We start from the raw sequence: 20721 nt of genomic DNA on the forward strand, positions 1-20721 counted from the left end.
CTTTTCCTAATGAGTGAATCGGGCAAGGATACGCAAATCTTCGCCGATCTGCTTAACCTCGTGAAATTTCAAATGCTTCTTGCCGGACAGGTCGGTCAGCGCCGGCAGCGAAAACATGCCTTGCGCGTCACCGATCAGCGTCGGCGCCAGGTACACCAGCAGCTCATCGACACAGCCTTCACGGATCAGCGAGCCGTTCAGCTTGCCGCCGGCTTCGACGTGCAATTCGTTGATCTGACGGCGGCCCAGCTCGCGCATCAGCTCCGGCAGGTCAACCTTGCCGGAGGCGTTGGGCAACATGATGACCTCATGGCCGGCGGCGGCCAGCGCGGCTTCCTTCTCGGGATGAGCGACGGCGGCGGCGATCCATGTTCCGCCTCCCTCCAATATCTTGGCGGAAAGGTCAATATCAAGCCTGCTGTCGACCACGATGCGGCGCGGCTGGCGCGGCGTCTCGACGGCGCGCACGTTCAGTTGCGGATTATCGGCCTTGACGGTGCCGATGCCGGTCAGGATGGCATCCGCGCGGGCGCGCCAGTGGTGGCCGTCGGCGCGCGCTTCCGGGCCGGTGATCCACTGGCTGACACCGTTGTGCAGCGCCGTCATGCCGTCCAGGCTGGCGGCGGTTTTCATGCGCACCCACGGCAGGCCGCGCGTCATGCGCGAGAAAAAGCCGATATTCAATTCATAAGCCTGCTCGGCCAGCAAGCCGACGCTGGTCTCGATGCCATTGGCGGCCAGCTTGGCCAGGCCTTGTCCGGCGACCAACGGATTCGGATCTTCCATCGCCGCCACCACGCGGCCCAGACCGGCGCGCACCAGCGCATCCGAGCACGGCGGCGTGCGGCCATGGTGGTTGCACGGCTCCAGCGTGACATAGGCGGTGGCGCCGCGCACATCATGGCCGCGCGCCTGGGCGTCTTTCAACGCCTGGATTTCAGCGTGGTCGCTGCCTGCCTGCTGCGTGACGCCGGCGCCGATGACCTGTCCGTCACGCACGATCACGCAACCGATATGCGGATTCGGCGCGGTCGAATACAGCCCCTTGGCCGCCCACTCCAGCGCCAGCGCCATGCCTTCAAGATCGTTACTGATATCCACGTTGTCCCTGCCGAAATAGATTTCGCGTCATTATAAAGGCTTGTTCAATCGGCGGCTCCCGAGCAGTCGTCAGAGGTTGCCGGATCGCAGACGCGCACGCGGCCGAGCATGTTGATTTTGAGGTTGCGGGTGTTGTTGCCCTGGGTGAGCGAGATGGTGCCCCAGCGGGCGGTCAGGCTGCTGGCGGCGTTGCAGGTGCGGCCGGCGGCGTTGTAGGCCAGGTAGGCGGGCGTATTGCCGGAGGTGAATTTGGAGGTGATGTGGATGTCGGAACGTAGCGGATCGTGGCGGTACAGCAGCGGCTCGCCGGAATCGGGACGGCGGTTGCCGTTGTGATCGAGGAAAACGGCCCAGCCGCTTTGCCACTCGTCGCCCAGCGGCGCCATCAGCACTTTGCCGCCGCGCGCGATGGCTTGCGAACGCGTCAGGTCGATGGCGGCCTGCAGGTCGTTGGTGGCGGCTTGCAGGCGCATGCGTTGCAGCGATTGATGGAAGGATGGCGCGGCGACGCCGAGCAGCACGCCGGCGATGGCCAGGATGGTCAATAGCTCGATCAGTGTGATGCCTGCGCTGCGGCAGCCTGCCGCGCAGGCAGACGACTGCGGCCCGGTGCTGGATGGGCGGCGCCTCATGGCCAACATCCTGTGGCCTGGCCACTGGCGAGGCGCAGGCCGGTGCTGGTCAGCGTCAGGGCGCCGCAATCTTCATCGTGGAAGTGCGGATCGACCAGGTCGGTGCCGGGCTTGGCGATGATTTGCACGCATTGCTTTATCTCTTCGCCATCGCAGGCCTTGCCTTCGATTTCATACGCGCTGCGCTGCGGACTGGCGCCACTCCACCATTGGAAGTGTTTGGCCTCCGGCTCCGTGCTGGCGGACGAAAAGGCGACATAGGTATTGTTCTGCGTGTAAAACCGCTCCTGCTGCATCATCAGCTTCAGCAAGGCTGATTGTGCTTCGCCGCGCCGGGTGCGGATCACGTGGTTCTGATAAGCCGGCATGGCTTGCGACATCACCACGGCGAGAATCACCAGCACCACCAGCAACTCGATCAAGCTGAACCCGGCGCGCTTCATTTCGCGGCCTCGTGCAATTCGCGCCAGTTGGCGATTTCGCGCCAGCTCAGGCGGCCCGCGCGGCGCGTCGCCTTCACGCTGCCGATGGTGGTGATCTTCCCTGCTTCGCCAGCCTGCACCAGCGCGGCGTCTTTGCTCTGCACGATGCGGCCGGTCGCGTCACGCGGACCAGGCGTGGCGGATTGCGGCAGCACCAAGGGCATTGGTATGTAGTCAGGCAGCATCAGACCGACAATCGCATCCTTGGTGGGCAGGATGGCGGTGAACCTGTCGCTGTCCGGCAGTCCGGTCAGCGCGTTGAGCGCATAGCTGCGACTGCGCGTCGCGCTGCACACATCCGCGCCCGGCTGCACGGTGTTGAACAGGACCGCGCCATCGGACAACACGCCGGCGTTGATGCTGCGCTCAGTGCCCTGCACGAAGTCAACGTACCAGCCCTTGCTTTCCGACGCCATCGGCGCGCCCGTGATGCTTAACAGCGCGCCACTGCCATCAAGGAAACGCGGCGTCAGCTGGCTTCTGCCGGTGATGACCTCTTGCGGCGTTTGCAGGCTGTCGATGATGCCGTAGTAGGACTGCGTGATCGCCGAAATGCTGCGATCCGCCTTTTCGATCAATCGTCCCGTGCCGAACAGCACGACATAGCCGCGCACCTTGGCATAAGCCAGCAAAGGCTGCTCCGTGATTGGCTGGCGATGGCCCTTGGCATCCTTCGCGACGAACAAGGGACTGCCGACGGCCCCGCTCCACGGCGCGCTGCCGCTGAAATCGAAGCGCCAGAGATTGCCTTGCAGGTCGCCGGCATACGCGTATTGCAAAGCGCCATCGCGATCATTCAGCAGTACTGGTGCGCTCAGTGCGTTGGCGAGCGTTGCGTCTGCAACTGGCGTCGCGATGCGGTAGTAGTTGCTGTTGATTTTCCAGCCTTCGTCACGCGGCTTGTCGAGGGCCAGCAGGAACAGCGCGCCTTTGCCCTCGCCGTCGCCATTGATGCCGCTGGCGACGACGGCAAAGCTTCGCACCGCGCCAGCCGACACACGAACTTGCGCGATCTGCGGCATGGTGATGACGTTGCCCATCAAAGGATCGTCGCGGCCGGTGAATTCCCACAGCACGCCGAGACCGCCCGCAAAGTGCGCAGGATCGGTCACGTCGAGCGCAAACAGGCCGCGCGCGCCACCGCCCATGGCGGAAAGCAGCACGGTCTTCTTGTCGACGCCGATCCGTGCTTCGCCGACACTGGCCGGGCCGTCAACATAAGCGCGATGCACATAGGCGGGATCGGAGAGGTGATGCAATGTGGGGATCAAGGCGTCCGGCACATAAGCAAATAGCTCGACGCCGCTGATGGCGTCAAAGGCATGCAGCATGCCATCGTTGGCGCCAAGGTAGACAGCCTCGCGGTGATCGACGGCGCCGACGTAGACGGGCGTGCTGTGCACCGAGTCGCCCAGCACGCTGCTGCGGCTGCGAAATTGCTTGCCTTCCAGCGAGCGGTCACCGCGCAGGTAGGCCAGCCGCTGCTCGCCGACGCCGTCCTCAAGATTAAGCAGCGCTTGCTGGGCGGCAGACAACGCGAGCCATGCAAACGGCGCCATCGCCAGCGCGCCGCTCGGCTGGACGACGGCGGTGTAGATGTTGCGCTGCTCCGCTGCCGGCTCCGGCGGGCGTGCGGCGCTGCCGGTGAGGACTCCACCAGCGTCCCAGACCAAAGTGGAGACCGTACCCGCGCCCGCCGTACCGGCCGCCAGCACGTAGCGCGAGAAATGCCCGCTCCAGTCACCGATATCCGTCGTTGACTGGTACAGATCGCCTACGGTGGCCGTCGGCACGGCGGGCGGCACAGCAGGCGGCATAGTGAGCGGCGCAACGGCCGTCGACGTGGGTCGCAGCAACATCGGCCCATTCGCCTGCCCCGCTGGCGCCTTGCCCGGCTTGCACGCAGCCGCCACCGGCAAGCTATCGATATCCAGCACCGGCGATGCCGCCTGCGCGCTCGCCGCCAGCAACAACATCAACTGAAGCGCTTTCATGGTTTCTCCTCCGGCTTGCTGAAGACGCTTTGCAACACCACCTCCATCTCCGGATTCGCGCCGAAGCCAATGGCGGTAACGCGATAACAGTACTGCGGCGGCGCGCCGGCCGACGCATCATCGCCCGGCTGATGACATGCCATCCGCTCAATCAGATAGCGCGGCTTCTTGAACGGCAGGAAGCCTTCGCCGGTCGGCATCGCGGCGGCGGTATAAGCACCGTGCGTCACCGTGCAAGAACCGCCATCCTCCTTGCCGGACAAATCCACCACTTGCCACACCGCCGACTCGCCGGCCGACGCCCGCGCGCGCAAGCCCACGCCGCCAGTACCGCATGCCTTGCCAAACGCATCGGCGCCTTCAAACGCCGCGCGCCGCGAAGGATCGCTGCTGTTCTGAATGTCCCGCTCCGCATCCTTCAAGGCATCCTCCGCCGTCAGAAACGCCACATCCCGATCACGCTCGCCGCGCGCGGCCTTCTCGCCTTGCAGGCATAGCAGCGCCGCCGACACGCTCAAGAGCATCACCATGATCAGCAACATCAGGCTGACCAACAACGCGATCCCACGCTGACGCTGCATGATTCATCCATCCCGGTTACGCAATGCCACGGTCATGTTGAACTGCCGCCGCGCGCGCAGACGCTGTGACGGCGGCAAATGCTCCTCCACCACGCGCACGCCGATGTCATCCGGATGCGCATCGGAGTACGCTGCGTCAAACAGATCGAAGCGGGTATTGACCGTATCCGCGCGCGAGTTGCCGTCGCCATGCAGCAGCAGTGCAAGCCGGATACTGCACACGCGCTTCCAGTAAGTTTTTTGATTGAAGTCCGCCGCGGAGGGATCATCCAGCGCCCGCAAGGCCGTCGCGTTCAGATAGAGATTCGGCACGCCGTCCAGCGGCGTATCCGTATCGACGCCATACAGCACCTGGAACGAATCGACGCCGCGCACCACCGCATCCGCGCCCCAGCCGGACGCGCTACGGTACTTGCAGCGCAACTCCGGCTCGCCGCCGGCGTCGGCGCCGACATAGAAAATATTCCAGCCGCGCGTTTCTGCGGCCACGCCAAAGCCGGCGCAGTTGACGCTGGAACCATCGCCGGTAGCGCCATCACCGGAACCGGTGAAACGCAGCGCCAGCACATCGCTGCCGTTCGCCACCGCTGGCAAAGGCGCGCTGATGCCATCGCTGCTGCGCGTAATGGTTGCCGCATCGAGTCCGGCAACCGACGCCGGCGCATTCGGGTCCAGTTCCGGCGGCGCCACGTCCTGGTCCCAGTTGATGTAAGCGCTCTGGCGTATCGACTGCGCCATCACCTGCAAGGCATAGCGCCCGCCATCGCCAAGCCACATATTGTCGCTGTGATTGCGGTAATTGCTGCCGGACGCCACCAGCAGCCCGCTGGCCAGCAACGTCACCAGCAAGCCGAGCGCAATCGCCACCAGGAATTCGATCACGCCCCAGCCGTCAGCGACGCGCTTCATGGCGACACTCCCACCGCCAGCGCCACGCCCGGCACGTAGTCGCCGGCGACATCCTTCAACGGCGTACCGTCCGGATTCTTGCCGCGCCAGCCTACCTTGATCACCACCGGCGCGGCCGAGCCGCCATCGCAAACCCAGCGCAGTTTGCCGCCGCTCCACAGCCCCGCATCGCGGCAGATCACCACGCGCCCGGCCGGCAGCTGCAATCGCACCTGCTGCTTGGCCTCGTACAAATCGGACAGCGCCAGCTGCGCCGCCGCGCAGGCGCCGGCATGGCATAGCACCGCCGGCGCCACAGGCGACGGCTCGGCATACGCGTCGTAATCAAGAGTGAGATAGGTATCGGCCTGCGAAGGATTGATGCGCATGCGCTCTGCCAGCGCGCTTGCCATCTGCGTGGCCTGCGACACCAGCGCCGCCTGATGGCGCGCCCGCAGCGACGCCAATTGCAAGGCCACGCCGCCGACGATGCCCAGCGCGAGCACCAGCACGGCGATCAGGATTTCCAGCAGCGTAAAGCCACGGGCGCGCACGGCACACCTCCGCAAGTCGTAAAGACTACGTCAGAAGTTAGCAGTGCTTATTGATGAGAATATGAGGTGTATCAAACGTGTGCCAGCAGTGGCATCATTTGCGCGCCGGCTTGCCGACTTCGGCGATGGCGTTCTGGAACTCGGCCAGATCCTCGAAATTTTTATACACGGAAGCAAAGCGGATGTACGCCACGTTGTCGAGGCGCTGCAACTCCTGCATCACCAGCTCGCCGATGTAGCCGGTTTCCACTTCGCGTTTGCCGCTGGTCAGCAGCTTTTCCTCGATCGATGCGATGGCCGCATCCACCGCAGGCGCCGCCACCGGGCGCTTGCGCAAGGCCAGCTCCAGGCTGCCGCGCAGCTTGGCCGCCGTGTACTCGGTACGGCTGCCGTTCTTCTTGACCACATACGGCATCACCAGTTCGATGCGTTCATACGTGGTAAATCGTTTATCACATTTGCCGCAGCGCCGGCGCCGGCGAATAGCATCCCCCTCCTCCGATACACGCGTATCGAGGACCTGGGTTTCTTCATGCTGGCAGAACGGACATTTCATATAGGCGCTTTGGTCAAGTGACGCCGGCACAGGCCGGCGTCACGGTACTGCAATTACTTGGCGTAGACCGGGAACTTGTCAGCCAGAACCTTCACCGCCGCTTTCACGCGCTCGATGGTGGCCGCGTCGTGTGGATTATCCAGCACGTCCGCGATCAGGTTGCCGACTTGTTCCGCTTCCGCTTCCTTGAAGCCGCGGGTGGTCATCGCTGGCGAACCCAGACGAATGCCCGAAGTCACGAATGGCTTCTGCGGATCGTTGGGAATGCCGTTCTTGTTGGTGGTGATGTGGGCCGAACCCAGGATCGCTTCCGCTTCCTTGCCGGTCAGGTTTTTCGGACGCAGGTCCACCAGCATCACGTGCGACTCGGTGCCGCCCGACACAATGCGCAGGCCGCGCTTGATCAGGGTCTTGGCCAGCACGTCGGCGTTCTTCACCACTTGCTGCTGGTATTCCTTGAATTCCGGCTGCAGCGCTTCCTGGAACGCCACCGCTTTACCAGCGATCACGTGCATCAGCGGGCCGCCCTGGATGCCAGGGAAGATCGCCGAGTTGATGGCTTTCTCGTGCTCGGCCTTCATCAGGATGATGCCGCCGCGTGGACCGCGCAGCGATTTATGCGTGGTCGAGGTGACGAAGTCGGCGTGCGGCACTGGATTCGGATACAGGCCGGCGGCGATCAGGCCGGCGTAGTGCGCCATGTCGACCATGAAGTAGGCGCCAACCGCCTTGGCGACTGCGGCGAAGCGCTCGAAGTCGATCTTTTTCGAGAACGCCGAGGCGCCGGCGATGATCAGCTTGGGCTTGTGTTCCTTGGCCAGCGCTTCCATGGCGTCGTAGTCGATGTCTTCCGCGGCGGTCAGGCCGTAGGAGACGACGTTGAACCATTTGCCGGACATGTTCAGCGGCATGCCGTGGGTCAGGTGACCGCCTTCGGCCAGCGACATTCCCATGATGGTGTCGCCTGGTTTCAGCACGGCGAAGAACACGCCCTGGTTGGCTTGCGAACCCGAGTTAGGCTGCACGTTGGCGGCTTCCGCGCCGAACAGCTTCTTCACGCGGTCGATCGCCAGTTGCTCGACGACGTCGACGTATTCGCAGCCGCCGTAGTAGCGCTTGCCTGGATAACCTTCGGCGTACTTGTTGGTCAGCTGCGAGCCTTGCGCTTCCATCACGGCTGGCGAGGTGTAGTTCTCCGACGCGATCAGTTCAATGTGATCGTGCTGGCGGGTGTTTTCGTTTTGAATGGCGCCGAACAGTTCCGGGTCAACGCTGGCGAGGGTGTGATCTTTTGCGAACATGAAAAAACTCCAATCGAATGAGTAACTTGTTTCTGGCAGTTGGATCGAAAGAGAGAAGCCATAGCGGACCGGCAGCCTCTTCGTGCTTTCCATCGAGGGCTGCCCAGGCGAACGGCTGTTGAAATCTCACGTTTCCCGGTGGATGCCCACCTTTCGCCGACTGACCAAAACGCACCATATTGAGGCAGTTTTGAAGATCACACCAGCTTTTCGCCAGTTACGTGAGACGTAATGGAACCCAAATTGTAAGTTATGCGCCAGATTTGAGCAAGAATATGAATTGCCACAAATGCAAGACAACCGCGTGAGTCATTTGCGGCTACAATTTTGTCCACCTCTCCACTCACCTTTAAGGACAGATCATGATCGTCTTCATCACCGGCGCCACCGCCGGCTTCGGCGCCGCGATGGCCCGCGTTTTTGCCGCCAACGGCCACAAGGTACTGATCAGCGGCCGCCGCGAAGACCGCCTGCAGGCGCTGACGGCCGAACTGGGCGACGCCGTGCGCCCGGTGGTGCTGGACGTCACCGACAAGGCCTCGATCAAGGCCGCACTGGACGGTCTGCCGCCGGAATGGCGCGCCATCGACGTGCTGGTCAACAATGCCGGCCTGGCGCTGGGCGTCACGCCTGCGCACACCTCGTCGCTGGAAGACTGGGACACCATGATCGCCACCAACGTCAGCGGCCTGGTGGCCATGACCCGCGCGATTTTGCCTGGCATGGTGGAGCGCAATAGCGGCACCATCATCAACCTGGGTTCGATCGCCGGTTCAACGCCCTACCCTGGCGGTAACGTGTACGGCGCGACCAAGGCGTTTGTCGACCAGTTCACGCAGAACCTGCGCGCCGACCTGGTGGGCACCGGCGTGCGCGCCACCAATCTGGCGCCGGGCCTGTGCGGCGGCACCGAGTTCTCCAACGTGCGGCTGAAGGATGATGCGGCGGCGGCCAAGGTGTATGAAGGCACGCAGCCGCTGACGGCGGAAGATATCGCCAATACGGCGTACTGGATTGCCACGCTCCCTCCGCATGTCAACATCAACCGCATTGACATGATGCCAACGTGCCAGGGTTACGGCCCGCTGAACATCAAGCGCAGCTGACCCGCACTACGACAGAGGGGTCTGACCCCGTACGGGGTCAGACCCCGCGACGGACCGAAGTGCGGGGTAAAAGCAAGCGCTACCTATCCAGTCCCTGGCTTAAGGGAAGCTTATAACCCAGTTCATTCATGAAATAATTGGTAAAGGGTTGTTACAATACTTGGCAGGTTGTAAGTAGTTGATAAAATTCAACCAAAACGCCAATTTCGCGTAGAATGTTGCTCACTCTTATAAGTAGTCAAAACAGCATGTCAGCAGATTTCATCTGGAACGTCCGGGTCTATTACGAGGACACCGACGCCGGCGGTATCGTCTATTACGCAAACTACCTCAAATTCTTCGAGCGGGCCCGTACCGAGTGGCTGCGCGCGCTTGATGTTAACCAGCACACACTTCTCGAACAGCACGATACCTTGTTCGTCGTCAAAAGCGTCAACGCGGAGTATCATGCGCCTGCAAAGCTGGACGATGAACTAAGATTAACAGTTAGCATCGAAAAATTTGGCCGCGCCTCCCTCGTTTTCCTCCAGGAAGCGTGGTGCGGCGACCAACTGCTGAACACGGCGCGCGTGAAGGTTGGCTGCGTCGATTCAGCGCTGCGTCCGCGCGCCGTGCCGGCCATCGTCGCCGACAAAATGCGCAACACCAGTGTCACCACCCAAACCGACTGATAAACAATGAACGTCACTCAAGACCTTTCTTTCCTGTCCCTCATCCTCCATGCGCACGTGATCGTGCAATTGATCATGGCGTTGCTGTTCATTATCTCGCTGACCAGCTGGACCTATATCTTCAGCAAGCTGTTCGCGATCAAGTCGGCACGCCGGCTGACGGTGGAATTTGAAAAAACCTTCTGGGCCGGCGGCAACCTGCACGCGCTGTACCAGAACGCCGGCAAGGACCGCGCCAACAGCGGCCCGCTGGCGCGCATCTTCGAAGCCGGCATGGGCGAGTTCATCAAGTCCAAGGCCACCTACACCGCCAGCCGCGAAACCGTCGACACCGGCGCCCTGCTCGACAGCGCCCGCCGCGCCATGCGCGCCGCCTTCCAGCGCGAGATGGATGCGCTGGAATCGCACCTGGCCTTCCTGGCCTCGGTCGGCTCCGTGTCGCCATACATCGGCCTGCTGGGCACCGTGTGGGGCATCATGAACGCCTTCCGCGGTCTGGCCAACGTGCAGCAGGCCACGCTGGCCGCCGTCGCGCCCGGCATCGCCGAAGCGCTGATCGCCACCGCCATCGGCCTGTTCGCGGCGATTCCGGCCTTCGTCGCCTACAACCGTTTCTCGTACGACGTGGACCGCCTGGCGATCCGTTTTGAGAGCTTTGTTGAAGAGTTCTCCAACATTCTGCAACGTCAATCGCGTTAATCATCATGGCTTCCTCCTTCTCCGGCGGCATGCGCAGCGGCCGCACCCGCAAACTCAAGTCCGAGATCAACGTCGTGCCGTACATCGACGTCATGCTGGTGCTGCTGATTATTTTCATGGTCATGCCGTCGGCTAACGACCCGAGCGTGGTCGACCTGCCGCGCGCGGAAAAATCGACCAAGCCGCCAAGCGACTACGTGCAGATCGTGCTCAAGCCGAACGGCGCGCTGTCGATCGGCGTCAAGGGCAAGGACGAGGATGCGCCGGAAACCGCGCCCAACCGCGACGCCCTGGTCAAGAAGCTGCGCACCATCCACAACGACCATCCTGACTATCCGGTGCTGATCGCCGGCGACAAGGAAAGCAAGTACGACGACGTGATCCAGCTGATTTCGGAAGCGAAGAAAATGGGCATTACCCGCGTAGGCCTGTCCACGAAATAAACCACTGTGCAAACGATGAAACCCGCAACCGCAGGCGGTCCGTACAAGGTTCCGCGACAACACAATGGCTTCCGCTCCGGCCTGCTGGCCGTGGCGATGCACGCGCTGTTGTTGCTGTTCCTGTGGGTGGGCGTAAGCTGGCAAAACAATGAACCGACCGAAGTCCAGGCCGAAATCTGGGACATGAAGGTACAGGACGCCGCGCCGCCGGCGCCAACGCCGGACCCGGCGCCTGAACCGGAGCCGGAACCGCCGCAGCCGGTCGAGAAAGCCCCGCCACCACCGGTGGAAGCGCCGCCGGTGCCGAAGATCGATCCGGAAATCGCCCTGGAGCGCATCAAGGCCCAGAAGAAAGAAGAAGAGCGTCTTGAGAAGCTGGAACAGGCACGCCTGAAGAAGGAAGCCGACGAGAAGCTGGCCAAGCTGGAAGCCAAGAAAAAGGCCGACCAGAAAGCCAAGGAAGAACAAGCCGCCAAGGACAAGGCCGAGGAAGACGCCAAGGAAAAAGCCCTGGCCGAGAAAGAGAAGAAAAAAGCCGCCGCTGAAAAGCTGGCCAAGGAAAAAGCCGACAAGGCCGCCAAGGACAAGGCCTTCGCCGCCGAGATGAGCCGCATCACCGGTTCCGCCGCCAAGGGCACCAGCGGCACCGCCGCCCAATCGACCGGCGGCCGGGTGGATGGCGGCTACGCGGCCGCGATCAAGGCCAAGATCAAGAGCAACCTGGTGTACGGCTCCGAGGACGACAGCCTGACCGCCAGCTACGTGATTACCCAGTTGCCGACCGGTGAAATCATCGGCACGCGCAAGGTGAAGGGCAGCGGCTCGACCGCCTATGATAATGCGATTGAAAACGCGATTGCCAAATCGTCACCACTACCCAAGAAGAAAGATGGTACGGTAGAGCGCGAAATTAACCTGGACTTCAAGCTGAAGGATATGCACTGATATGAAAAAACTGAACATGCTCTACACCGGCCTGGTCATCGCCGCCACCATGGGCAGCGCGCAGGCCCAGATGCGGATTGAAATTTCCGGCGTCGGCAGCAACCAGATCCCGGTGGCCGTGGCCGGCTTCGCCAACGAAGGCGTGTCGCCGCAGAAAATCTCGGAAATTATCAAGGCCGACCTGGAGCGCAGCGGCGCCTTCAAGGTCATCGACGCCGGCGTGATCACCGACGTCAACAACATCGACTACAGCGGCTGGAAAGCCAAGGGCGCCGACGCGCTGGTGGTCGGCACCGTCGACGCCCTGGCCGATGGCCGCTACGACGTGCGCTACAAGCTGCTCGACACCGTCAAGCAGGCCAAGATCTCCAACCTGGACAAGGCCGTCACCGCCCAGTTCACCCGCCTGTCGGCGCACCTGATCGCCGACGACGTCTACTTCCAGCTGACCGGCATCAAGGGCGCGTTCTCGACCCGCATCGCCTACGTCAAACAGGAAGGCCGCAACTACCAACTGATGGTGGCCGACGCCGACGGCGAGAGCGAACAGCTGGCGCTGCGCTCGAACGAGCCGATCATCTCGCCGTCGTGGTCGCCGGACGGCACCAAGGTGGCCTACGTGTCGTTTGAACAGAAAAAGCCGGTGGTCTACGTGCAGAACCTGATCACCCGCGCGCGCACCGTGGTGGCCAACGAAAAAGGCAGCAACTCGGCGCCGGCCTGGGCGCCGGGCGGCAACAAGCTGGCGGTGGCGCTGTCGAAGGACGGCCACACCCAGATCTACACCGTCAACGCCGACGGCAGCGGCCTGCGCCGCGCGTCCAACAGCGCCGGCATCGACACCGAACCGCAATGGTCGGCCGACGGCCAGAGCATCTACTTCACCAGCGACCGCAGCGGCGGCCCGCAAATCTACCGCATGAACCCGGACGGCGGCGACGCCAAGCGCGTCACCTTCGGCGGCAGCTACAACATCAGCCCGCGCATTTCGGCCGACGGCAAGACCCTGGCCTACATCTCGCGCCGCGACGGCAACTTCCAGCTGTTCGTGCTGGACCTGGCCAGCGGCCAGGAGCAGCGCCTGTCCGACACCACCAGCGATGAATCACCAAGCTTTGCCCCCAACGGCAAATACATCATGTACGCCACCCAATCAGGCAGCCGCAAGTCGCTGGCCGTGGTTTCGGTCGACGGACGTGTAAAGCAACGCCTGACAACTCAGGCGGGCAATATCAAGGAGCCCACCTGGGGTCCGTTCATGCAGTAATTGCGTTTCACTACTAGGAGAATCACTATGCGTAAACTCAGCAGCTTAGCTTTTGCCGTTACCACCGCCGCCATCCTGTCCGCCTGCTCGACCCCAGTCAAAGTGTCGGAGCCAGCACCAGTGGTGGAGCGTCCAGTTGAAAAAGCCGTCACCCCGCAAGCCGACACCCGTACCGTCGCCCCAGTGGAAACCAAATCGCTGGATCCGCTGGACGATCCAAAAGGCGTGCTGGCCCAGCGCAGCGTGTACTTTGACTTCGACAGCTACGCCGTGCGCGCCGATGGCAAATCGGTAGTGGAAAACCACTCGGCCTACCTGGTCAAGAACAAAGCCCGCTCGATCCTGATCCAAGGTAACACCGACGAACGCGGTGGCGCCGAGTACAACCTGGCCCTGGGCCAGAAGCGCGCCGAAGCCGTGCGCAAGTCGATGACCGCCCTGGGCGTGCCGGAATCGCAGATCGAAGCCGTGTCGCTGGGCAAAGAAAAACCAAAGGCCACCGGTTCGAACGAAGAAGCATGGGCACAAAACCGTCGTGCTGACATCGTCTACAAGTAATCAAAAGCACTACCCTTTTGCCGGGTCACAGGCATAATACGGGGCGGCGCGCGGAGTATTCCGCGCCCTGCCCCGTTTCCATTTAGATTTGTGTGAAAGCGCCCGACATGAAGAAACTGACCAAAACCGGCCTGAGCGCCGCCCTGCTGGCCGCGACGATCTGGCTGCCGCTGCAAGCCCATGCCGGCCTGTTCGACGACGACGAAGCCCGTAAAGCCCTGCTCGACCTGCGCGCCAAGGTCGAAGCCATGCGTACCGAACTGAACGCCCGCATCGACACCAAATCCGACAAGACCAGCACGCTGGACATGATCGCCCAGAACGAGCAGCTGCAACAGCAGATCTCGCAGCTGCGCGGCCAGATCGAAGTGCTGGCCAACGACATCGCCAACACCCAGAAGCGCCAGAAGGACTTCTACGTCGACCTGGACGCGCGCCTGCGCAAGCTGGAACCGCGTGAAGTGACCATCGACGGCAAGACCTCGCAGGTCGACCCGGGCGAGCAGCGCAGCTATGAAGCGGCCACCAAGCTGTTCACCGGCGGCGACTACAAGGCCGCCGCCACCGCCCTGCAGGAGTTCGTGCAGCGCTACCCAGGCTCCAGCTACGCGCCAAACGCGCAGTACTGGCTCGGCAACTCCTACTTCGCCCAGCGCGACTGCAAGAGCGCCATCGCGGCCCAGCTGGTGGTGCTGAAGAACTACGCCGACAGCCCGAAAGCCCCGGACGCCATGCTGAACATCGCCAGCTGCCAGACCGAGCTGAAGGACAAGGCCGCCAAGAAGACGCTGCAGGACCTGATCAAGCAATATCCGGACTCGACGGCCGCCGAGACCGCCAAGCAGCGCCTGAGCGCCAAATAATTACCGGTGGGTATTTGACAGCTGGGCCATAGATCCCCTATAATCTCGCTTCTTTCGAGGGGTCGTTAGCTCAGCTGGTAGAGCAGCGGACTTTTAATCCGTTGGTCGCAGGTTCGAATCCCGCACGGCCTACCACTTGAAAGAGTACCAAGGTTTCACAACCTATGGGTCGTTAGCTCAGCTGGTAGAGCAGCGGACTTTTAATCCGTTGGTCGCAGGTTCGAATCCCGCACGGCCTACCAAGAATAATCAAGGAAGCCCACGAATTTACGTTCGTGGGCTTTTTTGTTTCTGGTCCATTTCTGGTCCCATGCTTCCGCTCAAGGGACACCCGGGGCCCCGGAGTCCCTCCATTGCCTATTTCGAAAAAGCAGACAGCAGCTCATGTGCCTTGTCTCGAATCTGCTGGTAAGGATCGGCTACTAACTTTTCGCACAAATGCCTGATTTCATCCGACGGTAAGTATGGTGGGGCTAGCACACCCAATGCCGCATGTCGGACTTCAACCTTTGAGGACTCTAGGAATTGCGTAATCACACGGACATGATCGTCACTATAAGGTACTGTCGAGCGCAGACTTCCGGCCAAGAGCTTATACAGCTGCTCCCCCTTATCAATTCGCTCCAAAAGCTCTGCTCTCGCAGCCTCCGAAGATAGGAGCAACTTTTCAATTGCTTTGCTTGAGGGAATCGATACTTCGGATCGGCGCTCCTGCGCAGCTAAATATAATTCATCGATTGTCAGACTGTCATACTCAATCAAGAACTCAAGTATTGCACCACGGGGGCTGTGTGGAATGATGCCGGAGCCAACTGGATACGCTCCCTCCGCGCTCACCCAATACTTAAACACCTCTTTTAGCAGGGGGAGCATACTTCGCTGCTGTTGTGGGCTACAAGCCAATACGAGCTCAAGACAGGCATCCGCCGTATAGGGGCCATAAAAAAACCCTTGACGGACAAGGTTAGAAACTTCGCTATCGAGTTCAAGATCCCAAACAGTGCTCAAGTAAGCGTATAAATACTTACAACCGTCAACAAGAGGAGCGCGAAGCCGCTCCATGACCAATTCACGAGCCCTCTCCTGACCTAGAAACGAATTCGCCAAATACGCTGTCGCCGCCAGCCCATCTCCACTTGCAGTCTGTAACGCCAAAGGTATTAATCGCGACATAGTCTCGGGGGAACAATGATGCTCCGCAAGATTTGCAGCAAGCTGAACAATCCATCTCGATGGATGCTGAATGCAAAGCGCAACTAAGTCACCAATATCGTCCACCTTGCCGTTTTCCCACTGCACAGCAGTATCAACATCGACAATGCCGGAATAGACGCTAAAAGAATCACCAGTTTTCAACTCTTCGATCTTCGCCTGCACCTCAGCTATCAGTAAGCTATGGTCTTGTGCAAGCACCTGCCCAGCCAGCGCAAGAATTTTTTGCGTCGCCTCGCTTGCTGAAGCATCAACAGCTGCCACAGCGGAAATCTCCATGTTTAAGAAATCCGTACTTTGAAAGAAAGCACTCAAATGAAGTAGCGGCGGATCAACCAAGATAGTAGATTCCGGCAGATTTCCTGCGACTGCCTCAAGCAAAGAGAGCATATTCAGACGAGTCTTATCAAGATAGTCCACATCGAATAGCTTTGACACCATGCTTTCTTGCATAGGAGATTTTAGATTGATCCCCGCGTCTGAAAGTATGTAACTCAATTTGCCAAAAAAACCCATACCCTGAGTGCTAACCGAATCGGATATTCTGTCTATGAGCTTTTGCTCCTGCGCCCCCATACCTCTTCGAACAGCTTCACGCGCCGCTGCCAGTAGGAGCTGCTCCCACAATTGCCTAACCGGACTATTTAATTCGATACCACCGTTGATCCTTCGCGTATCAGCAATACGCAAGTAAGAATCCCAGAAAGTTAAAAGCTCAGAAAAATCCAAAGCCGCCGGCCGAGAGCGTGCCAGACATGCCCAAGCGACAAGAGCAGTCCACCATTGCAAATGATTAGAGTTACGCAGCGCGATATCCGTTCCTCCGGCTAGCTTGCTCGATGCGTTGAGAAGCTCAACACCCACTTTTAGCGCCTGCCCGCTGTGAGGCCCCTCGATAATAGGCCAGCTTCTTTGCAACAGTGTCTGCTCAATAGCCGGATCAAATCCATCCCGACTGTAACTAGCCCATCGAAGCGCCTGTATCGTTTCACCGAGGCCATAAGAAGAACTATCCAAAGCGCAGCTCACCAGCTCCGCCGCAATTCCTAAGGATGACGCAAATATTGCTACCTCATCCCACTCTTCTGAATTCACAATTTCGGCGAGATGCCCCCGTCGTTCTTGAGGCTTAAGCGAAAGCAGATACTGAGCTCCTGCAAACTCACCAAACGTTTTATGAACGAAGGTAAGAGCCTCGCTCGCCTTAAAGCGCACACGCTCAACGAAGCCTGTTGCCTCCCAGAACTCCAATGCCTGATCGCACATTGATCTTGCTTTTAGCGTGCGCTCCCCTAGTTCTTCCGCAAGATACTTCGAGCACGCAAATAGCGTTTGCTCAATGTCCGCGTAGGGATGGGCGGTTAGCTCCCAACCAAGACGCTCAAGAAATGCGTTTAGGACCGTTTGAGGCAATGAGTTGCTATCAGACTGTCGGGCAGACAGACGAGTAATTAGCTTAAACATCTGCCCATAAAGTCCCTCCCGAGTGTCTTCTGCAACCACCTTATTAAGCGCTAATGACGCAAGCAATGCGATTAACAAAGGACTTCGGGCTGCAAACCGATTCTCCCCATAACCCCTGAGGTGTGCAGTTGCAGCCGAACACGCCTTTTTCACATCATCATCGCTGGACTCAGGAGATGCGGCAATTAAACAGGTTACGTGCTCACTCGCTTGAGATGATTCGAGAGGGACTAACTCGTAATGTTTCCAGTTGGATAGCATGGCAGTTTCGTATCCGATCGGCCGCGTCGCGATAACTATCCGGCATCGCGGGAAGGATGCAGCTAAGGAGACCGCGCCTCGCGCTATTACCTCTTGTTCAGCACCCGATTCATCCAAACCATCGAGTAAGAAAGTAAGATTTTGCAACCCAAGGGATAAAACGTCGGACTGACTCATCGAAAAAGCATCGAGCCCGATACTCATTACACCCTCAACAAAGGTGTCTCCGATGCGCATACGTTCTGCCAGCTGTCTCAATCGAACGATCAATACAGGCTCTCTTTTTTTGGCCAACAGCCTTGCAATCTTCCGTAACAGCAGCGTTTTACCCATACCCGGGCCGGCGACCACGACACATTGCCGCACAAAGTATCCCAGTGCTTCTGCGTTGTATTTCTTATCCTGCCTATTCCCGTTCCTACGATGCTGTTCATCATGGTAACTAGATAGCGCATCTTCTATACTACCCATCCCGTCGTAGGGCTTATCTCGGGCAATAGCTGCCATTTCTAGCCAGTCATCATCTAGCGAAAACACCGATGGCACAGCCGGTATTGTAAATTCTCGTGTCGTATTTAACGTCCATTCGAGCAGTTTACTTGCGATGATCGCTGGCCCAGCCGAATCAACTTTTAAACCGGGAATAATGCCAGATAGAGTAGATGCATCACAGCGACCACGAAGGCGAATCAAACGCAAACTTTCCTCGCCAAGACGTGACCAGGCAGCATCAGGAGAGGTTGTGATATGAGACAAATGAGCTAGGGCAGCTTGGGTGGATGCACCATCTTGCTCAAGCACATGGATTGTTTGGATTCGTATGCGGGAGCAAACATTCAGTGAAATTCGAGCCGCGTTGAGTTTGCTTTCGAGCGTTTGACCAAGATTAGATAGATCGTCATTGCGACCTTGGCCTAATCGAATGACATCTCTAGCAAGATGCTCGCGAATTTTGCCGCTTGTGCTTGGGCCGACGGCTAAAACGCCATAAAAAGAGCCTTTATCATTAGCCCTATGACAAAGTTTTAGTATTGAATCCCAAAGCTCATCGTTTGCGCGGAGTTTTTGCTTTGCTTGAATCTCTAGCTCGCCACCAGCAATCAGCTGAAGACCAATATCGTCCCCTGCGCCTGCCGTCTCGGCCGATAGACTTACCGGGACATCACTGACGGAATCACACCAACCTAGTGGAGCCGCTCGGGCTATATGCACCATGCAAAGGGCCGATACCTTCGCCTGAAAACTAACCCCGCCACCCGCAGCACTTCCGCCCCAGTTACCAATCGCCATTGTCGCAAAATCCTATACACCGAGTCATCATCACTGTAAAAATCTTATGCCATGGTATCTGATCAGCAACCGAAAAACTGGTACTCGAAATTAAATTTCGACAATATCTATGAAATTGCAGACCTAGTTCAGTGAAATTTTGTTAATACCCCCCCTTCGGAAAGGTGCAATGTAAGGTCCGGTTCATCTCCGGTCTAGATGGCTAAAATGACGCATCTGGTCCACATCTGGTCCACAAGAATCTTGGCAATTTTTTAGGATGTAGCGTTGAATCAAGCATCTCGCGTAACCACGCCACCCCGATTAATCGGCGCTCAACGCCCTTTTAATCCGTTGGTCGCAGGTTCGAATCCCGCACGGCCTACCAAGATTTCATCAGAAAAGCCCACGAATTTCGGTTCGTGGGCTTTTTTGTTTCTGGTCGCTCTCTGGTCGCATCGAAAAATCCCGCGCCCTATTTTGCTTTAACAATAGCTTTCCGCGCTACTCTCTTCCGTCGACATCTCGAATCGAAGTATCTTAAAACATCCATTAAGGGCATGCGGAGTCTGGTCGCTCTCTGGTATATTCCAACGAGGACTCCCAAATCGTTCCAACGATCCAAATTCAGAGGCAAGTGAGTTAAGTGACTCCTAAAGTGCTTCTAACTATTACTTCTTAGTTGGCGGTTTATGCACTGGGAGGCTTGGATGCTTGGGCTTGTTGACCGGATTCACGTGGTGACGTCGATCATCTTTACCATCTTCTCGCTTAGGTTTTGGACCTGGATTGATGTGGGTTGACATGATTTTCCTATTCATAAGTTTAACTTCTGGAGGATTGCCCATAACCAACTACATATAGCAGCAGTGTTGTCTGCTACACATCACAAACTTGGGATCGTTCATGGAAGTTCAACACCCAAAGCAAAAAATATTGTCGATAAGATATCAAAATGAAAGTTATTGACTAACTGATGGCACTCATCCTCTCCCGGCCCACCCCTGAGATACATCTTTACCAACTCTTTGAAAACCGTGAGTAGCTCTATGTAATGACGTCAGCAGCTGGGTCTTGATTTGTTTTTTTTTCTGCTTGAACGGATACAATGACGCCTGCGGCGCTCGCTTCCGAGATGCCGACATCCACAAAGAAAGCAGCACCATGACTTACGAAGAATTCCTTGATGAGGTAACGACGCTCCTCACCGAAATGTACGATCTTGAAGACGAAGCCGCTATCAAGCTGGTGGTTGACGCCCAGGCGGCCGACTACTTTGTCGTGCACGACGATAAAGAAGAAATGCGCACTGTCGCCCAGGCCAAGCTGGACGCCGCCGCGATCTATCAAGCCAAGCAAAACAAGAACGAGACCCAGCGCAAGCAGCAACAGCGCCAGGTGCAAAAGAAAAAAGCTCCCTGAGCGGAGCTAGCGACAGGTGATTTGCACGGATCGTTGTCCGGCTTTTTCACCTTTGCTGAAGTGAACGGTGCATGATTTGATTTTATCTTGCAGTCGGGTTGAAAGCAGAACCTGGCCGTATTCGCCGTAGCGGCACTCCATCCACTTTCCGGCTGCGAAGCCGTCATCGCTTAAATCGTATGATGTCGTCCACTCGTTCTGTCCTTTCTTCCAGGTAGAGTCGCCCATCAGCGTTGCAGTTTGCTCCGGCGGTCCTGCGGCAGCGCCCGCAGATGAGAGATAGAGCGGCGAAGCTACATAGGGCGTCCACTGCGAAGGCAGGTCTGTCAGCTTTATTGAGGCTGCTGGAATTTCCGTCGGACAGATAATCCTCTGCTCGACAGCGCACGCTGGTGACATGGGCAGCAGCAGGGTAGTGACGTAAATGATTTTTGCGTATCGCGGCATACCGC

General features: G+C 58.8%; 20 protein-coding genes, 2 tRNA genes and 1 riboswitch. Of the genes, 11 read left to right on the top strand and 11 right to left on the bottom strand.

Features of this window, described 5'->3' with window-relative positions:
- Positions 1-6: 6 nt before the first annotated feature.
- The 9 genes from ribD to glyA form a co-directional block, all read right to left on the bottom strand.
- Positions 7-1101 (bottom strand): bifunctional diaminohydroxyphosphoribosylaminopyrimidine deaminase/5-amino-6-(5-phosphoribosylamino)uracil reductase RibD, encoded by a 1095-nt coding sequence (gene ribD, locus GJ695_RS20500; RefSeq protein WP_166455294.1) that lies wholly within the window; start codon positions 1099-1101, stop codon positions 7-9.
- A 44-nt stretch (positions 1102-1145) separates the two neighbouring features.
- Positions 1146-1733, bottom strand: coding sequence for a GspH/FimT family pseudopilin (locus tag GJ695_RS20505; RefSeq protein ID WP_154367994.1), 588 nt, complete (start codon positions 1731-1733; stop codon positions 1146-1148).
- Complete coding sequence (locus GJ695_RS20510; protein ID WP_154367996.1) at positions 1730-2176, bottom strand: type IV pilin protein; 447 nt, start codon at positions 2174-2176, stop codon at positions 1730-1732. The genes GJ695_RS20505 and GJ695_RS20510 overlap by 4 nt, the downstream gene beginning before the upstream one ends.
- On the bottom strand, positions 2173-4209 hold the full coding sequence (locus GJ695_RS20515; protein WP_154367998.1) for a pilus assembly protein: 2037 nt from the start codon (positions 4207-4209) through the stop codon (positions 2173-2175). The genes GJ695_RS20510 and GJ695_RS20515 overlap by 4 nt, the downstream gene beginning before the upstream one ends.
- The gene (locus tag GJ695_RS20520; protein ID WP_154368000.1) at positions 4206-4790 is read right to left on the bottom strand and encodes a pilus assembly PilX family protein; all 585 of its coding nucleotides are present in this window, start codon (positions 4788-4790) and stop codon (positions 4206-4208) included. Before GJ695_RS20520 ends, GJ695_RS20515 begins: the two co-directional genes overlap by 4 nt.
- 3 nt (positions 4791-4793) lie before the next feature.
- Complete coding sequence (locus GJ695_RS20525) at positions 4794-5699, bottom strand: PilW family protein (protein WP_154368002.1); 906 nt, start codon at positions 5697-5699, stop codon at positions 4794-4796.
- Positions 5696-6232 (bottom strand): type IV pilus modification protein PilV, encoded by a 537-nt coding sequence (pilV, locus tag GJ695_RS20530; protein ID WP_166455293.1) that lies wholly within the window; start codon positions 6230-6232, stop codon positions 5696-5698. The genes GJ695_RS20525 and pilV overlap by 4 nt, the downstream gene beginning before the upstream one ends.
- Before the next feature lie 94 nt (positions 6233-6326).
- A complete protein-coding gene (gene nrdR, locus GJ695_RS20535) occupies positions 6327-6788 on the bottom strand; it encodes a transcriptional regulator NrdR (protein WP_154368006.1) in 462 nt (153 codons plus the stop codon).
- 53 nt (positions 6789-6841) lie between these two features.
- Positions 6842-8089: a serine hydroxymethyltransferase gene (gene glyA / locus GJ695_RS20540; RefSeq protein WP_154368008.1), complete on the bottom strand. Its 1248-nt coding sequence runs from the start codon at positions 8087-8089 to the stop codon at positions 6842-6844.
- Positions 8090-8183: 94 nt separating this feature from the next.
- Positions 8184-8320, bottom strand: a riboswitch (ZMP/ZTP riboswitch).
- Between the two features lie 131 nt (positions 8321-8451).
- Here glyA and GJ695_RS20545 point away from each other — a divergent pair.
- The 10 genes from GJ695_RS20545 to GJ695_RS20590 all read left to right on the top strand — a co-directional run bounded on the left by GJ695_RS20545 (position 8452) and on the right by GJ695_RS20590 (position 14883).
- On the top strand, positions 8452-9195 hold the full coding sequence (locus tag GJ695_RS20545) for an SDR family NAD(P)-dependent oxidoreductase (RefSeq protein WP_154368010.1): 744 nt from the start codon (positions 8452-8454) through the stop codon (positions 9193-9195).
- Positions 9196-9443: 248 nt separating this feature from the next.
- Positions 9444-9866: a tol-pal system-associated acyl-CoA thioesterase gene (ybgC, locus tag GJ695_RS20550; RefSeq protein WP_154368012.1), complete on the top strand. Its 423-nt coding sequence runs from the start codon at positions 9444-9446 to the stop codon at positions 9864-9866.
- Between the two features lie 6 nt (positions 9867-9872).
- Complete coding sequence (gene tolQ, locus GJ695_RS20555; RefSeq protein ID WP_154368014.1) at positions 9873-10565, top strand: protein TolQ; 693 nt, start codon at positions 9873-9875, stop codon at positions 10563-10565.
- 5 nt (positions 10566-10570) lie between these two features.
- On the top strand, positions 10571-11008 hold the full coding sequence (locus GJ695_RS20560; RefSeq protein WP_154360641.1) for an ExbD/TolR family protein: 438 nt from the start codon (positions 10571-10573) through the stop codon (positions 11006-11008).
- 15 nt (positions 11009-11023) lie between these two features.
- Positions 11024-11953: a cell envelope integrity protein TolA gene (gene tolA, locus GJ695_RS20565; RefSeq protein WP_154368016.1), complete on the top strand. Its 930-nt coding sequence runs from the start codon at positions 11024-11026 to the stop codon at positions 11951-11953.
- A gap of 1 nt (position 11954) precedes the next feature.
- Positions 11955-13220: a Tol-Pal system beta propeller repeat protein TolB gene (gene tolB, locus GJ695_RS20570; protein ID WP_154368018.1), complete on the top strand. Its 1266-nt coding sequence runs from the start codon at positions 11955-11957 to the stop codon at positions 13218-13220.
- A gap of 27 nt (positions 13221-13247) precedes the next feature.
- A complete protein-coding gene (gene pal, locus GJ695_RS20575) occupies positions 13248-13778 on the top strand; it encodes a peptidoglycan-associated lipoprotein Pal (RefSeq protein ID WP_154360638.1) in 531 nt (176 codons plus the stop codon).
- A gap of 107 nt (positions 13779-13885) precedes the next feature.
- On the top strand, positions 13886-14641 hold the full coding sequence (gene ybgF, locus GJ695_RS20580; RefSeq protein ID WP_154368019.1) for a tol-pal system protein YbgF: 756 nt from the start codon (positions 13886-13888) through the stop codon (positions 14639-14641).
- Positions 14642-14700: 59 nt separating this feature from the next.
- Positions 14701-14776, top strand: a tRNA-Lys gene (locus GJ695_RS20585).
- A gap of 31 nt (positions 14777-14807) precedes the next feature.
- Positions 14808-14883 (top strand) — tRNA-Lys (locus GJ695_RS20590).
- Between the two features lie 115 nt (positions 14884-14998).
- On the opposite strand, the gene GJ695_RS20595 is transcribed toward GJ695_RS20590, so the two are convergent.
- Positions 14999-18868, bottom strand: coding sequence for an NACHT domain-containing protein (locus tag GJ695_RS20595; RefSeq protein WP_154368021.1), 3870 nt, complete (start codon positions 18866-18868; stop codon positions 14999-15001).
- Between the two features lie 1143 nt (positions 18869-20011).
- On the opposite strand from GJ695_RS20595, the gene GJ695_RS20600 reads away from it, so the two are divergent.
- Positions 20012-20269, top strand: a complete 258-nt coding sequence (locus GJ695_RS20600; RefSeq protein WP_154368023.1) for a hypothetical protein — start codon at positions 20012-20014, stop codon at positions 20267-20269.
- 6 nt (positions 20270-20275) lie between these two features.
- Here the strand turns inward: GJ695_RS20600 and GJ695_RS20605 are convergent, their stop codons facing one another.
- Positions 20276-20716: an STY0301 family protein gene (locus GJ695_RS20605; RefSeq protein ID WP_154368025.1), complete on the bottom strand. Its 441-nt coding sequence runs from the start codon at positions 20714-20716 to the stop codon at positions 20276-20278.
- Positions 20717-20721: the final 5 nt, after the last annotated feature.

Source organism: Duganella alba (genome assembly GCF_009674495.1).
GTDB classification, from domain to species: Bacteria; Pseudomonadota; Gammaproteobacteria; order Burkholderiales; family Burkholderiaceae_D; genus Rugamonas; species Rugamonas alba.